Source organism: Mesorhizobium sp. B2-4-3 (assembly GCF_006442815.1).
In the GTDB taxonomy this organism is placed as follows: Bacteria; Pseudomonadota; Alphaproteobacteria; order Rhizobiales; family Rhizobiaceae; genus Mesorhizobium.
In genome coordinates this window covers 124,642-139,598 of the sequence record NZ_VFVL01000002.1, presented here as the reverse complement: position 1 = coordinate 139,598, position 14,957 = coordinate 124,642, and the positions used below count along the sequence as shown (strand labels likewise).

General features: G+C 63.2%; 12 protein-coding genes. 3 read left to right on the top strand and 9 right to left on the bottom strand.

Translation table 11 applies throughout. The features are described from left to right. Positions 1-79: 79 nt before the first annotated feature. From FJ956_RS02990 to FJ956_RS02955, 8 genes are all read right to left on the bottom strand, one after another. Positions 80-1,186 (bottom strand): ABC transporter substrate-binding protein, encoded by a 1,107-nt coding sequence (locus FJ956_RS02990; protein WP_140673651.1) that lies wholly within the window; start codon positions 1,184-1,186, stop codon positions 80-82. Positions 1,187-1,431: 245 nt separating this feature from the next. Continuing rightward, on the bottom strand, positions 1,432-2,604 hold the full coding sequence (locus FJ956_RS02985) for an iron-containing alcohol dehydrogenase (protein WP_140673649.1): 1,173 nt from the start codon (positions 2,602-2,604) through the stop codon (positions 1,432-1,434). Between the two features lie 18 nt (positions 2,605-2,622). Next, on the bottom strand, positions 2,623-4,008 hold the full coding sequence (locus FJ956_RS02980) for an aldehyde dehydrogenase family protein (RefSeq protein ID WP_140673647.1): 1,386 nt from the start codon (positions 4,006-4,008) through the stop codon (positions 2,623-2,625). A gap of 33 nt (positions 4,009-4,041) precedes the next feature. Then, positions 4,042-4,458, bottom strand: coding sequence for a type II toxin-antitoxin system VapC family toxin (locus FJ956_RS02975; RefSeq protein ID WP_140673645.1), 417 nt, complete (start codon positions 4,456-4,458; stop codon positions 4,042-4,044). Beyond that, positions 4,455-4,907, bottom strand: coding sequence for a hypothetical protein (locus FJ956_RS02970; protein ID WP_140673643.1), 453 nt, complete (start codon positions 4,905-4,907; stop codon positions 4,455-4,457). Before FJ956_RS02970 ends, FJ956_RS02975 begins: the two co-directional genes overlap by 4 nt. A gap of 60 nt (positions 4,908-4,967) precedes the next feature. Further along, positions 4,968-6,338, bottom strand: coding sequence for a glutamine synthetase family protein (locus tag FJ956_RS02965; RefSeq protein ID WP_140673641.1), 1,371 nt, complete (start codon positions 6,336-6,338; stop codon positions 4,968-4,970). Between the two features lie 87 nt (positions 6,339-6,425). Continuing rightward, complete coding sequence (locus FJ956_RS02960) at positions 6,426-7,961, bottom strand: amino acid permease (protein ID WP_140673639.1); 1,536 nt, start codon at positions 7,959-7,961, stop codon at positions 6,426-6,428. Between the two features lie 23 nt (positions 7,962-7,984). Next, positions 7,985-8,803, bottom strand: a complete 819-nt coding sequence (locus FJ956_RS02955; RefSeq protein ID WP_140673637.1) for an N-formylglutamate amidohydrolase — start codon at positions 8,801-8,803, stop codon at positions 7,985-7,987. A gap of 147 nt (positions 8,804-8,950) precedes the next feature. Between FJ956_RS02955 and FJ956_RS02950 the strand changes: the two genes are divergently transcribed. The 3 genes from FJ956_RS02950 to FJ956_RS02940 all read left to right on the top strand — a co-directional run bounded on the left by FJ956_RS02950 (position 8,951) and on the right by FJ956_RS02940 (position 14,385). Beyond that, positions 8,951-9,775: a MurR/RpiR family transcriptional regulator gene (locus FJ956_RS02950; protein ID WP_140673635.1), complete on the top strand. Its 825-nt coding sequence runs from the start codon at positions 8,951-8,953 to the stop codon at positions 9,773-9,775. 327 nt (positions 9,776-10,102) lie between these two features. Next, positions 10,103-11,257 carry an efflux RND transporter periplasmic adaptor subunit gene (locus tag FJ956_RS02945; RefSeq protein ID WP_140673634.1) on the top strand — a complete coding sequence of 385 codons (1,155 nt, stop codon included), beginning with the start codon at positions 10,103-10,105 and terminating at the stop codon, positions 11,255-11,257. Further along, positions 11,254-14,385 carry an efflux RND transporter permease subunit gene (locus FJ956_RS02940; protein WP_140673632.1) on the top strand — a complete coding sequence of 1,044 codons (3,132 nt, stop codon included), beginning with the start codon at positions 11,254-11,256 and terminating at the stop codon, positions 14,383-14,385. The genes FJ956_RS02945 and FJ956_RS02940 overlap by 4 nt, the downstream gene beginning before the upstream one ends. 26 nt (positions 14,386-14,411) lie before the next feature. Here the strand turns inward: FJ956_RS02940 and FJ956_RS02935 are convergent, their stop codons facing one another. Next, the gene (locus FJ956_RS02935) at positions 14,412-14,909 is read right to left on the bottom strand and encodes a hypothetical protein (protein WP_181170097.1); all 498 of its coding nucleotides are present in this window, start codon (positions 14,907-14,909) and stop codon (positions 14,412-14,414) included. Positions 14,910-14,957: the final 48 nt, after the last annotated feature.

Below are 14,957 nucleotides of genomic sequence, written 5' to 3'. Positions count from 1 at the left end.
GATAGATCGGTCATGCGCCCGGGCACCGTCTTCGAGGGAAAGCCGGGCGGCCAAGTGGCCGCCCGGTGGACTTCAAGTCTTACTTGACGTTGGCGCCGACAGTGGCGTCCCAGTTCTTGCTGATGGCTTCCTTGGCCTTGCCCTGCTCGTCGAGCGTCGGGAAAGCCGCCGAGGCATAGGACTCCGCCGGCGGCAGCTTGGCCAGCACGTCCGCCGGGATCTTGCCGTTCTTGGCGAGATCGTTGAAGCGGATCGGGTGGCAATAGCCCTTCAGCCAGCCGACCTGGCCTTCGTCGGAATAGAGGTATTCCATCCACAGCTTGGCGGCATTCGGATGCGGCGCAAAGGCGCTGATCGCCTGCACATAGACGCCGGCCACGACGCCGGTCTTCGGCACGATCACGTCGACGGGCGGGTTGCCCTTCAGCGTGTCGCGGCCGGCAAGCGCGTTGTAGTCCCAGTTGATCAGGATCGGTGTCTGGCCCTGGGCCAGCGTCGCCGGCTTGCCGACGACCGGAACGAAGTTGCCGGCGGCATTGAGCTTCTTGAAGAAGTCGAGACCAGCGGTGCCGGCGGCTTCACCAGCGGCGGCGCCCGACGACAGGCCGGAGGCATAGACTGCCTGGATGGCTTGGTTCGAAGCGCGCGGATCACCGGCGAGCGCGACCGAATTGGCGAATTCCGGCTTCAGCAAGTCGGCCCAGTCGGCCGGCGATTCCTTGATCAGGTCCTTGTTCACCATGAACGACAGCACGCCGTAATAGTCGCCGTACCAGGCGCCATCGGCATCCTTGGCGCTGTCCGGGATCGAGTCCCAGGTCGACACCTTGTAGGGCATCAGCAGGCCGTCGGCCTTTGCTGTCGGGCCGAAGGACAGACCGACGTCGATAACGTCGGGCGCCTGCGGGCCCTTGTTGTCCTTGTTGGCCTTGATCGCCTCGACCTCGTCGCCCGAGCCGGCATCCGGGTTCAGCTCGTTGATCTTGATTTCCGGATACTTAGCCTTGAAAGCGTCGATCACTGCCCCGTAGCCACACCAGTCATGCGGAAGCGCGATGGTGGTGAGCTGGCCTTCAGCCTTCGCGGCCTTGACGAGATCGTCCAGCGAATCCGCGGACGAAATCACCGTCGACGCGAAGAGCGCCGCGGCCGAGAGGGAAAGCACTTTCCCCGTGAACTTGAACATGTGTTCTCTCCGTTGAACTGGCGCGTTTAAGCGCCTGCGATGCGGGTATCGTTTTCGTGTGACAGCCAGATGAAGGCTTTTTGAAACCCGAGCCCCGCGGCCAAAAAAGTTAACTCTTTTTAACGGACTGTAGCAATTAGCCCGCGCTTAATTTTCCGGCTAATGGTTATTCACCTTGCCCTTTGCCCTCTCCCTTCCCCTTTGGAACGCCTCTTCATTCAACTCTTCGCATTGAAAGCCGGCTCTCAGACGGAGCCGGCGATCGTATTTTCGAGCAGCGTCAGCGCCGCCTTTTTGGTGAGCTTGACCGGATTGCCGCCGGCGGTCGGGTCGACCACTGCCATGTCGGCGATCAGCGCCTTGCGCTTCTTGTCCATGTCGAGGCCCTTGATCAGGCCGGGCAGCGCATGCGGCACCTTGAGCTCCTTGCGCAGCCTGATGACTGCCTTGGCGAAGCCGTCGAAGCCGCCCTTGATGCCGCAATAGGCGGCGAGCCGGGCGATGCGCTCCTCGACGCTCTCCCTGTTGAAGGCGAGCACATAGGGCATGAACACGGCATTGGTCATGCCGTGATGGGTGTCGTAGAGCGCGCCGATCGGGTGCGACAGCGAATGGATGGCGCCCAGCCCCTTCTGGAAGGCGGCGGCACCCATGGCGGCAGCGCTCATCATATGGGCGCGGGCAACCAGATCCTTGCCGTTGGCGAAAGCCTTGGGCAGGTTCTCGAACACCAGCCTTATGCCTTCCACCGCGATGCCGTCGGCCATCGGGTGATAGCCCGGCGCGCAATAGGCCTCCAGGCAATGCGCGAGCGCGTCCATGCCGGTGCCGGCGGTGATGAAGGCCGGCATGCCGACCGACAGCTCCGGATCGGCAATGACGATCGCCGGCAAAAGCTTCGGATGGAAGATGACCTTCTTGGTGTGGGTCGCCTCATTGGTGATGACGCCGGCGCGGCCGACCTCGGAGCCGGTTCCCGCCGTGGTCGGCACCGCGATGATCGGCGCGATCGCGTCCGAATTGGCCCTGGTCCACCAGTCGCCGACATCTTCGAAATCCCATACCGGCCGGGTCTGTCCGGCCTGGAAGGCGATCAGCTTGCCAAGGTCGAGCGCCGAGCCGCCGCCGAAGGCGATCACGCCGTCATGCTTGCCCTTCTTGAACACGGCGATGCCGGCCGTGAGGTTGGACTCGACCGGATTCGGCTTCACCTCCGAAAACACGCCATAGGGAACCTTGGCGTCGTCGAGGATCTTCAGCGTCGAGGCGACGACCGGAAGTTTTGCCAGGCCCGGGTCGGTGACGAAGAGCGGGCGCTTGATGCCCGTGGCAGCCAGCACGTCCGGCAGTTCCTTGACACGCCCGGCGCCGAAACGGACGGTGGTGGGGTAGTTCCATTTGGAGATCAGCTTGGACATGTCTTGTCTTTCAAAAAGTCAGATTGCTTCACGCAGGTGATAGGATTTCGGCCGGGTCAGATTGTCGTAGCCGATGGCCGAGAGCGCGGCGCCCTTGCCGGTGTCCTTGACGCCGGTCCAGACCAGCGCCGGGTCGAGATAGTCGCAGCGGTTCATGAACACCGTGCCGGTTTCGACACGGTCGCCGATGGCAATTGCGCGCTCGGTGTCGCGCGTCCAGATCGAGGCGGTCAGCCCGTAGGGGCTGTCGTTCATCAGCGCGATCGCCTCCTCGTCGTTGCGCACCTTCATGATGCCCACGATCGGCCCAAAACTTTCCTCGCGCATGACGCTCATCTGGTGATCGACTTCGGTCAGCACTTCCGGCGCCAGATAGGGCGAACCCGGCTTGTCGTTCTCGACCTTCATGTCGATATGCGCCTTGGCGCCCTTGCGCAGCGCCTCGGCCTTTTGCTCGCGGATCAGGTCGGCGAAGCGCGCCTGCGCCATCGGCCCCATGGTCGTCGCCTGCTCCAGCGGATTGCCGACGACATAGTTCCTGGTCTCGGCGACAAAACCCTCGACGAACTCGTCATAGACCTTCTCATGCACATAGACGCGCTCGATGCCGCAGCAGCACTGGCCGGAATTGAAGAAAGCGCCGTCGACCAGATTGGCGACCGCATGATCCATCTTGGCGTCGGGCAGCACATAGGCGGGGTCCTTGCCGCCGAGCTCGAGGCCGAGCGTCATGAAAGTGCCGGCCGCCGCCTTCTCGATGGCGCGGCCGCCGCCGACCGAGCCGGTGAAATTGACATGGTCGATCTTGCCGGAGCCGAGCAGCTTCTCGGTCTGGGCGTGGTTCATGACCAGGTTCTGGAACAGTCCCTTGGGCAGGCCGGCCTTGTCGAAAGCTTGGCTGAAGCGCTCGCCGACCAGCAACGTCTGCGCGGCATGCTTGAGGATAACGGCGCTGCCCGCCATCAAAGCCGGCACGATCGTGTTGACTGCCGTGAGATACGGATAGTTCCAGGGCGCGATCACCAGGACGACGCCGAGCGGCACCTTCTTGACATAGCGGCGGAAGCCGTCCTTCGGATTGGAGGCCAGCACCGGCTTCAGCGCGGCTTCGGCGATCTCGACCATATAGCTGGTGCGTTCCTTGACGCCGCCGAACTCGCCGCCATAGCGCACCGGCCGGCCCATCTGCCAGGCGATCTCAGGCACGATCTCGTCGCTCATCGCAACCAGGGCTTCCAGCATCGCCAGCATGTATTTGCCGCGCTCGACGACCGGCGTCTCGGCCCACTTCTCTTGCGCCGCCCTGGCACGCTCGACGGCCGCGTTGATCGCCTGGTCGCTCGCGACCGGCCGCTCGGCATAGATCGAGCCGTCGATGGGGGATTTGAGTTTTATGGTTTCCAATTAAACGCTCTCCAGCTATCGAAAGGTAAGGCATTAGCAGGCAAGGGCGCGAACATGCCCTGCTCTTGCATAGTCAAGTATCGACTGATCGCGCGTCACGAGCGTCAAATCGAACGCCCGCGCTGTTGCGATCAGTATCCTGTCCGCCGGATCGCCATGAAGCGATCCCGGCAGGAAAGACGATTCAATCAATAGCTCCGGCGAAAGAGCCTCTACCTTGATGCCAGGCGTGGCGATCACTTCGCCGAAAATGGCTGCCGGCGACTTTGTCGCCGCCAGCCGGCCTTTGGAGCTCAGCAGGCCCAACTCCCAGGCCGAAATCGGCGAGACCCGGATCTTCTCGTCAACGGCGGCAGCCTCGTTGACGGCGATCTTGGCCTCCGGCCTTATCGGCTCGTTCAGCGCGATCCATATGATCGCGCAGGTGTCGAGCAGCAGCCTATGCGTCACGGCAACACGTCTGGCTCAAAGGCCGGTCTGGTATAGTCATGCCCTTCGCGGAGTGTAACCTTGCCGGTCCATATGCCGAAGAGCGGATGGTCGGCGGCTTCGCGCGGAGATTCGTAGCTGGCCTGCGTTGATTCCGCCATTCCCGGACGGCCCTTATCCGCGATAGCCATATTCGGCTTTCGATAGCCCTCGGGCCATCCCTCCAGATTGAAGTCCACCCGTTCCTTCGCGAGATCGATATGAGACGCCCTGTAATTTGCGCGCAGCCAGGCGCGCGCCTGGCTGTGGCCGCTCGGACTATTCGCCCACCATTCCTCGCGCTGTCGCGCCGACGGCGGCAAGCGGCCACCTATTATTTGTTCGATCTCGCCGAAGCTCATCGACAAATGGCCCTGGCCCGAGAACAGCAGATGCTCGAACAGCGGATGATATTTGGTTCCTTCGGTCATCTGATAAATTTAGTTCGGTCCGAATTTCCGGTCAAGTTTTGATAGTATATTACTATCTTTTTAGTACCGCTCGAAACCTCGGTGCAGCTCCCAATCCGTGATGCGGCGGTCGTATTCGAACTGCTCCCAGCGGGCGGTGTGCACATAGTGCTCGATCACGTCGTCGCCGAAGGCCTGCTTCAGCATCTTCGACTTGGCCAGCGTCTCGGTGGCGTCGCGCAGCGTCTTCGGAATCTCGGGCAGGCGTGAGGCCTGATAGGCGTCGCCGACGAACGGCTTTTGCAGCTCCAGCTTCTCGTCGATGCCGGCGAGGCCGGACGCGATCAAAGCGGCGAAGGCGAGATACGGATTGAGATCGGCGCCACCGATGCGGCATTCCATGCGGATGCCCTTGGTGCCCTCGCCGCACAGCCGGAAGCCGGCGGTGCGGTTGTCCTCGCTCCACATGATCTTGGTCGGCGCGAAGGTGCCGGCCTGGAAGCGCTTGTAGGAATTGATGTAGGGCGCTAGGAACCAGGTGAACTCCTTGGCGTATTTGAGCTGCCCGGCCGCCCACTGCTGGCCGAGGCTCGACAGCGTCCAATCGGCCTTCTTGTCGAAGAACAGCGGCGTCTTGCCGTCGGCGCTCCACAGCGAATTGTGGATGTGGCTGGAATTGCCGGCGAGGCCGTAATTATACTTGGCCATGAAGGAGATGGCCTTGCCCTCGGAATCGGCGATCTCCTTGGCGCCGTTCTTCAGGATGACGTGACGGTCGGCCATCTCGAGCGCTTCGGCATAGCGCACATTGATCTCTTCCTGCCCAGGGCCCCACTCGCCCTTGGAATTCTCGATCGGAATGCCGGCCGCTTCCATCTCGTTGCGAAGCCGGCGCATGACGCCTTCTTCCTTGCTGGTGATGCCGATCTGGTAGTCGCCGATATAGGGCGAGGCGCTGTCGAGCCCCTGCCAGTGCTTCTTGCGCGCGGAATCGTAGGTTTCGCTGAACAAATAGAATTCGAGCTCGGAAGCGAAATAGCCGATATAGCCGCGCTCCTGCAGGCGCTTGACCTGCTTCTTCAGGATCGCGCGCGGCGAGTGTGCCAAATCCTCATGGTCGTGATGGTCGAGCACGTCGCAGATGACCAGCGCCGTCTTCTCCAGCCACGGAATGCGCCGCAGCGTCGACAGGTCGGGTTTCATGACGAAATCGCCATAACCCTTCGACCAGCTCGCCGCCTTGTAGCCCGGCACCGGCTCCATATCGATGTCGCAGGCCAAAAGATAGTTGCAGCCATGCGTCTCGCCATGCGCGGAATCGACGAAATACTGGGCCAGGAAGCGTTTTCCCGAGAGCCGGCCCTGCATGTCGACGATGCAGGCCAACACCGTGTCGATCTCGCCGTTAGAGACCGCTTTCTTCAACTGATCGAACGAGAAATTCCCGGCCATTCCTTTGGCACTCCAGCGCTTGTCGATTGAAAGGGAGAAACAAAACCATGGCCGGCGTTGCGCCGGCCATGGCCATGAAGCGAAGTATCAGTGGCCGGTCTCGCCGACCGCCACTTCGGCTGCCGCAATTTCCGCCTGACGGCGAGCAATATCGGCCCCGATCGGCGGGCCTTTGAACCGCTTGGATTCGAGTCCGAACCACAGCACCGCGAGAAGGATGATCAAGCCGATGGCATAGTTGATCAAGATATCGAAGGGCGGCTGGATACCGGCATACATCAGGATCAGCACGCCGAGGATGGTGATGATCGCGAACGGCTTGGACCACATGCCCAGACGGAACGGACCGAATTCGGTCCAGCTCTTGCCTTCCGCAAAAAGGCCAGCCGCCACCGGCATCGCATAGGACACATAGAGGAACAGCGCGCAGCCGGCCGCCAAAGCCGCGAAAGCCGGCGAGTAAAGCGTCGCTGCGATCGAGAGGACGGCTCCAAGCCAGATCGCCGCCACCGGCGTGCGCCATGTCGGGCTGACGGTTTTCCACATGGAGGAGCCGGGCAGGCCGCCATCTCGCGCGAAGGCGAATATCATGCGCGAGGTGGAGGTCAGTCCGGCCAGCGCGCAGATGTAGTTCGCTACCACGATCGCGATGGCGATGATGCTCTTCAACCAAAACGGCGCCGGCAGGTTGTTGAAGAGATTGAACCAAGCGTTGGCGCCGTCCTTGGCAGTCGCCGCCAGATCCGGGCTTGCCAGCACGAAAGAGACGGCCATGACGAAGCCGAAGACCAATGACCAGAGGACCGAATGGATCATGCCGCGCGGCACCGCCACCCGGGCGTTGTGGGTCTCCTCCGAGGTATGGGCGGAGGCGTCAAAACCGGTGATGGTGTATAGTGGATAGAGAAGACCGATCAGGAAGGCGACCAGCGCCGTCCGTGCCGTCGGCACATAGCCGCCACCCGCATCACCCGTATTGTTGACGAAAGTGGTCAGTCGCGAGAAATCCCAGCTCGCACCCCAGATCAGGAACATCGCGGTCAACACCACCGCGACGACCAGGATAAGATAGCCCGAAAAGTCGGTCAGCGCGGTGGTCAACTTGATGCCGAAATGGTTGAAAAGCGCCTGCGTCACCGTGATGATCACGACCCCGATCACCTGCTCCTGATAGCCCCAAGCCGACACATCGTGGCCGAACACGCCGGCCCAGACGAGGTCCTTGAAGAGCGCATAGACGCCGACATTGACCGACGCGACAACGAAGATCAGGCCAAGCAGGTTGATCCATGCCGTGGCCCAGCCCCAGCCACGTCCGCCAAGGATTGAGGACCAGTGGTAAAGACCGCCCGCGGTCGGATAGGCTGAGCCGATCTGGCCGAGGGACGCGGCGACGACCAGCGCGAAGACGCCGCCGACGGCCCAGCCGATGGTCGCCTCGAAACCGCTGCCGGTGGCCATGGCCAGCGGGAACGAGGTGATGCCACCCGCCAGAATGCAAATGATCGAGAAGGAAATGGCAAAGTTGGAGAAGCCGCTCATGCGGCGAGCCAATTCCTGGGCGTATCCCATGCTGTGAAGGACTTTTACGTCCTCAGACTTGTCGATTTCTTCAGGTCTCATTTTGGAAGTCCCCTATCTGGTTCTTAGCTGGCCGATTGTACTGACTTTCCCATTGCGCGTTGTCGGGAGCCCCTGGCCTCGTCGGGCTCCAGATTCGAGAATATGCCGGTGAGCAGATCCGCCCATTTCCGCTGCCCGGTCTCGCCGGAGATTTCGTCGTTGCGGATTTCGATCATCGCGCAGGCAAGGCCGCGCGAACGCGCGTGCCGTTCAAGCGTGAAATAGACGCGGTCGGTCGGCGAATAGGGTTCGTTGACGCCGACGGTGACGCCGGAGAGCCGCTGCAGCGCCGATATCAGCGGCGCTGCCAACCGGCGATCTTCGTCATGGATGATGCCGATATGCCATGGCCGGCTCTTGCCCTTGTAGACCGGCGTGAAGGAGTGCACCGACACCAGCCGCGTCTCCTGGCCGCGCGCCAGCCGCCTGTCGATGATCTCAGCGACCGTGTCGTGGAACGGGCGCCAGGCAAGATCGACCCGCGCGGCGCGCTGCTTGTCGGACAGGCCCGAATTTCCGGGAATGGCTGTCGTCTCGCTGACCGGCGGCACGAGGTCCGGCGCGTCCAGCGGCCGGTTGCAGTCGATGACGAGCCGCGACACGCGGGTCTCGATCAAGGTCGCGTCGAGCGCCTCGGCCATTCGGCTGGCGACGGGAAGCGCGCCCGGGTCCCAGGCGATATGGCGCGAAAGCGCCTCGGCCGGCAGGCCAAGCGTTCCGAACTCGGCAGGCAGGAAATTGGAAGCGTGATCGCAGGTGAAGACGAAGGGGCTTGAGCCGCCGGGGTTCGTCACCCTTACGGTTTCAGACGGTGCAAGGCTGGCGGGCCGTGCTTTCTCCATACTGCCGTCCCCTGGGGGAGCGCTGTATCGTATGTTACGTATTTTGTCTCATTGCGTCCCTGTGAATGATTTCATACAGTTTGACCGGCTTTGTCAAACGCGAATTCGGGAAAACGGCGGCGACGGGCGAACAGGCGGGGGAAAACCATGATTTCCAGCATTGCCGAACTGATCTCGGACCGCATCGGGACGATGCCGGCCGGCGAGCGCCGCGCCGCCCAGACGCTGATTGCCAACTATCCCTTGACCGGGCTGAAGACGGTCGCCGAATTCTCGGCCGCGGCCGGCGTGTCCTCGCCGACGATCCTGCGCTTCGTCGCCAGGCTCGGCTTCCAGAACTACCCTGAATTCCAGTCGGCGCTGCAGGATGAGTTGGCGGCGCAATTGCAGTCGCCCGCTTCGCGCACGCTCGATCCGAGTTCGACCGGCGGCGCCGTCTCGCCGATGCTCGAGGCGACGCTCGACAACATGCGCGAGACCTTCCGGCACCTTTCCGACAAACAGCTCGCCGACATAGCCGCGCGGCTTGCCGAACGGCGCGGCAAGACCTTCCTCATCGGCGGCCGCTTCACCGATCCGCTGGCGCGCTACATGGCCGCTCACCTGGCCATCATCCAGCCGGATGTCTATCATCTCGCCGGCCAGGAGAGCATCTGGCGCGACCGCCTCATCGACATGGGCAAGCGCGACGTTCTGGTGATCTTCGACATCCGCCGCTACCAGGAAAGTCTCGTCCGCTTCGCCGAGAAGGCGCATCACCGCGGCGTGCAGATCATTCTCTTCACCGACCAGTGGCTGTCGCCGATCGCCCGCTTCGCCCGCCATGTGATCGCCGGGCGCACCGCCGTGCCTTCGGCCTGGGATTCCTCCGCCGCTCTGTTCGTGGTCGCCGAGACGCTGATCGGTGCCGTGACGCGGCAACTGGAAGCGGCCGGCGCCAAGCGCATCCGCGATCTCGAAAGCCTCCGCTAGAGCATGATCCCGAAAAGTGGGAACCGGTTTTCGGGGAAAGATCATGCTCCAACAAAGAGTTGGACCGGGATTGCGATTCAACGAAACGCCATCACGGTCTAGCGAGGCGGAAGCCGGTTGCGGGCGGCGAAATGCGGCAAAACGCAAGAGTCCGAACCGCGTCCCAACCTCACGTTACCGAGATTTAATGTGCACGATTGCGTGATAATTGCCATAAACCGCTGATATCGGGGTGTGGCGTGGCCGGTTTTTTTGCCCCCAGCCCGTGTCGTCGAAGTGCCTGCTTCGGCTGGAATCCGGCAGACGAGTCCTGCCGCTGGAGTGTCGATGCCGAGCTGGAAACAGATTGTCGCAGCGCTTGTGATTCTGGTTGCCGCCGTGGCCACCTGGGCGCGCTTTTATCCCGGCGCGCCTCAGATACTGGCGCGTTGGGGAATGGATTGGGCTATCGCCGCGACACCTCCCGCGACGGAAAGCGCCGCCGGCACCGGCCAGTCCGGGCGTAACCGCGACGGTCAGATCGTCACCATCGTCGCTTCGCCCGCCGGCACCGCCACCATCAACGACAGGCTGCAGGCGATCGGCACCGGCCGCGCCAACGCGACCGTCACCGTCAATCCATACTCGTCCGGACGCCTCACCGAGCTGCTGGTCCAGTCCGGCACGCATGTCGAAAAAGGCGATGTCATCGCCAGGCTCGATTCCGAGACGGAAGTGATCGCGCGCGACCGCGCCCAGCTGGCGATCGAGGATGCGCAGTCCAAGCTCGACCGGGTGAAGTCGCTCAGGGCGTCCAATGCGGCCACGCCCGTTGCCGTCGCCGACGCCCAGGTGACGCTCGCCAACGCCAGGCTGGCGCTCCGCGATGCCGAGCTCGCGCTCGAGCGCCGCTCGGTCGTGGCGCCGATCGAAGGCACCGTCGGCATCCTGCCGATCGCCGCCGGCAACTACGTCAGCAGCCAGTCGGCGATCGCCACGCTTGACGACCGCTCCTCGATCCTGGTCGATTTCTGGGTGCCGGAACGCTTCGCCGCCGCGGTCAAGGTTGGCGCTCAGCTGTCAGCCACGCCTCTGGCCAACCCCAACCAGGTCTATACCGGCACCGTCTCGGCCATCGACAACCATATCGACGAGAACAGCCGCACGCTGCTCGTGAAAGCGACGATCGCCAACCCCGCCGATTCGCTGCGCGCCGGCATGTCCTTCCAGATCGGCATGCGCTTCCCCGGCGATACCTATCCGGCCGTCAGCCCGCTCGCCATCCTGTGGGGGACCGACGGCGCCTATGTCTGGGCCGTCGCCAACGGCAAGGCCAAGCGCGTTCCGGTGCGCATCATCCAGCGCAACACCGAGACCGTGCTGATCGACGCTCCGGTCGTGAGCGGCGACATGGTGGTGACCGAAGGCACGCAGAGCGTCAGCGAAGGCGGCGATGTCCGCATCGCCGGCCAGGATCGCGCCGCCGGGACCGAGGGCTCATGAGCCGCGGCGGCGACGCCGCAGCGGGATCTGGCCTGACGGCGCTTTTCATCCGCAGGCCGGTCATGGCCTTCGTGCTCAACACGCTGATCGCGGTGGCCGGGCTTGCCGCCTTCTGGGGCGTCGAGATCCGCGAATTGCCGGATGTCGACCGCCCCGTCATCACCGTCAACACCACCTTCGAGGGCGCAGCCGCCGAAACCGTCGACCGTGAGCTGACCGACGCGATCGAAGGCGCCGTCGCGCGCGTTTCCGGCGTCAAGTCGATCTCGTCCACCTCCTCCTTCGGCCAAAGCCGCGTCACCATCGAATTCAACGACGGCGTCGACCTCAACGTCGCGGCCTCCGACGTGCGTGATTCCGTCAGCCGGATCACCAATCAGTTGCCCGAGACTGCCGACGCGCCGCGCATCGTCAAGGCCGACGCGAATTCGGACCCGGTGATGCGGCTGGCCGTCACCTCCGACACCATGTCGGTGCAGGACATGACGGTGTTCGTGCAGGACCGCATCGAGGACGAGCTCGCCGCGGTGCCGGGTGTCGCCGACGTCCAGGTCTCCGGCGACCGTGACAAGATCTTCCGCATCGACGTCGACCAGAACAAGCTGGCGAGCCTGGGCTTCACCGTCGCCGACCTTCGAAAGGCGCTGGCCTCGGTCGCCTTCGATTCCCCGGCCGGCTCGATCACCACGACCAATCAGGACCTCATCGTCCGCACGACCGCCGACGTGACCACGCCGGAGGAGTTCGAGAACATCGTCATCGGTGGCGCGACCCGTATCCGCGACGTCGCCACCGTGACGCTCGGGCCCGATATCGGCCAGACCTCGCTGCGCTCCGACGGCAAGACCGGTATCGGCCTCGGCATCATCCGCCAGGCGGAATCGAACACGCTCGACATCTCGACCGGCGTGAGGGCCGCCGTCGCCAAGCTGCAGGAGACGTTGCCCGCCGGCATGTCCATCAAGGTGACCAGCGACGACGCCGTCTTCGTCAATGGCGCCGTGCACGAAGTCGAGATCGCGCTGGCGCTGTCGGTTTCGATCGTGCTCGTCGTCATCTACGCTTTCCTGCTCGACTGGCGCGCCACGCTGATCCCCGGCCTGGCGATGCCCGTCGCCATGATCGGCACCATCGCGGCGATCTATCTCGCCGGCTTCTCCGTCAACATCCTGACGCTGCTGGCGCTGGTGTTGGCGACCGGCCTTGTCGTCGACGACGCCATCGTCGTGCTCGAAAACATCGTGCGACGCCGCAACGAAGGCATGGGGCCCCGCGCCGCGGCGGTGCTTGGCACGCAGGAAGTGTTCTTCGCCGTCGTCGCCACCACGCTGACGCTGGTTGCCGTCTTCGTGCCGATCTCCTTCCTGCCGGGACAGACAGGCGGCCTGTTCCGCGAATTCGGTTTCGTGCTGGCGATGGCCGTGCTGCTCTCTTGCGTGGTCGCGCTGACGCTCTGCCCCATGCTTGCCTCGCGCATGCTGACCAGCGCATCGCTTCACCATGAAGGCGGCACCGGCATCGGCGCGCGCATCGGCGGCGCCTTGCATCGGCTCTACAGGCACTGCCTGCGTCTTTGCCTCGACGCACCCTGGATCGTTGTCCTGGTCGCGCTCATTTTCGCCGGCACCGCGTTTGCGCTGTTCGGCACCATCCGCCAGGAACTGACGCCGACGGAAGACCGTGCCGTGGTGCTGTTGCGCATCAGCGCGCCGCAAGGCGTCAGCCTCGACTACACGACCGAGCAGATGCGCAAGATCGAGCGGCTGATCCAGCCGCTGCGCGATTCCGGCGAGATCCGCTCGACCTTCGAAAACGCCGGCAACAACGGCTCCTACAATTCGGGCTTCATGGTGATGACGCTGGCGCCCTGGGACGAGCGCAGCCGCAGCCAGCAGGAGATCATGGCCGACATCAGCCGCCTGACCAGGCAGGTGCCGAGCGTGCGCGTCTTTCCGGTGCAGCCGAACAGCCTCGGCATTCGCGGTGCCGGCAACGGCCTGCAATTCGCGCTGGTCGGCAACGACCGCAAGGCGCTCAGCGAGGCGGCTGTGAAGATCGTCGAAGAGATGCGTCAGGATGCGCGCTTCCAGACGCCGCGCCTCTCCGTCGACCCGACGCAGCCGCAGCTTGCCGTGGCCATCGATCGCGAACGCGCCTCCGATCTTGGCATCGACATCACCGGGCTCGCCGACACGCTGCAGGCCATGCTCGACGGCAACGATGTCGTCGACGTCTACATCGCCGACCGCAGCTATGGCGTGAAGCTGGTCTCGACCACCAACCCGATCAACGATCCGACCGATCTGGAAAACATCTTCCTGAAGACGTCCGATGGCCGTTTCGTGCCGATGTCGACCATCGCCACGCTGACCGAGCGCGCCGTGCCGCCGTCGCTGACACGCGAGCAGCAGCAGCCCTCTGTCGCGATCACGTCCAATCTCGACAACAGCTTCGCGCTCGGCGAGGCGCTGACCCGAGCCGAGGAGATCGCGACGCCGCTGCTGCCGCCCGGCGCGCGCATCCTGCCGCTTGCCGAAGCCGCCACGCTCGGCGAGAGCAACAGCGCCATGATTGCCGTCTTCAGCTTCGCGCTGGTCATCATCCTTCTGGTGCTGGCGGCCCAGTTCGAGAGCTTCGTCAGTGCCGTCATCATCATGGCGACGGTGCCGCTCGGGCTCGCCTGCGCCATTTTCGCGCTGCTCCTGTCGGGCACCAGCCTCAATGCCTACAGCCAGATCGGACTGGTGCTTCTGGTCGGCGTCATGGCCAAGAACGGCATCCTGATCGTCGAGTTTGCCAACCAGTTGCGCGACCGTGGGCTCGGCGTGCGCGAAGCGATCGAACAGGCTTCGACCATTCGGCTGCGCCCGGTGATGATGACCATGATCTGCACCGTGCTTGGCGGCGTGCCGCTGGTGCTCGCCGCCGGCGCCGGCGCGGAAGCCCGCGTCGCGCTGGGCTGGGTCATCGTCGGCGGCCTTGGGCTCGCCACCGTCTCGACTTTGTTCCTGACCCCTGTCGCTTATCTCTTGCTTGGCCGCTTCGTCACGCCGAAAGCGCACGAGGAAGCGCGCCTGAAGCGCGAGCTCGAGGAAGCTGCTTACATCGACGCGGAGCCGGCCGAATAGCGATCAGCCAGAACTAAGCTGCTCCGCTACTTGCCGGTGAAATCGGGCAATCGAATGTATGGAATGCTCGGGTCATAGCGATATCTTGGCTCACCCTTACCGGGTGAAACGGCTCCTGCTATCAGCACGCCTTTCGGCCCGAATTGATAGTCGATACCGGCACAAAGATGCGCGAGCGTTTCATAGTCGAAGCTGCGCAATTCACTGCCGGCCGTAAATGCTGCCGTTTTCATTGCATCCTGCAGAAGCGAGCCGAGCATTCTATCGCGATAGGCCTTGACCTTTGCATTATTGAGCCGCGCTGACTGGCACTCTGAGGCGACAACACGTGCCAGCATGATATTTCTGATTGCCGTCGATGCTGGATCACCCAAAGAGGCCGAATTTTTGTTGAGAAAATAGTTTGTGCCCGGATCGTTGGTCATCGATTTGCGCCAAGTAGGGGGAACCTTGTCAGCAGCTTCAGCACAAAATGTAGCTGTCGCAGACAAAACGACTATCCCGGCAAACAACAGTAGTTTCATGGGCCAAGCCTCGCGCTATTTTCTGAAGTTTAATAGACACCTTGCCAT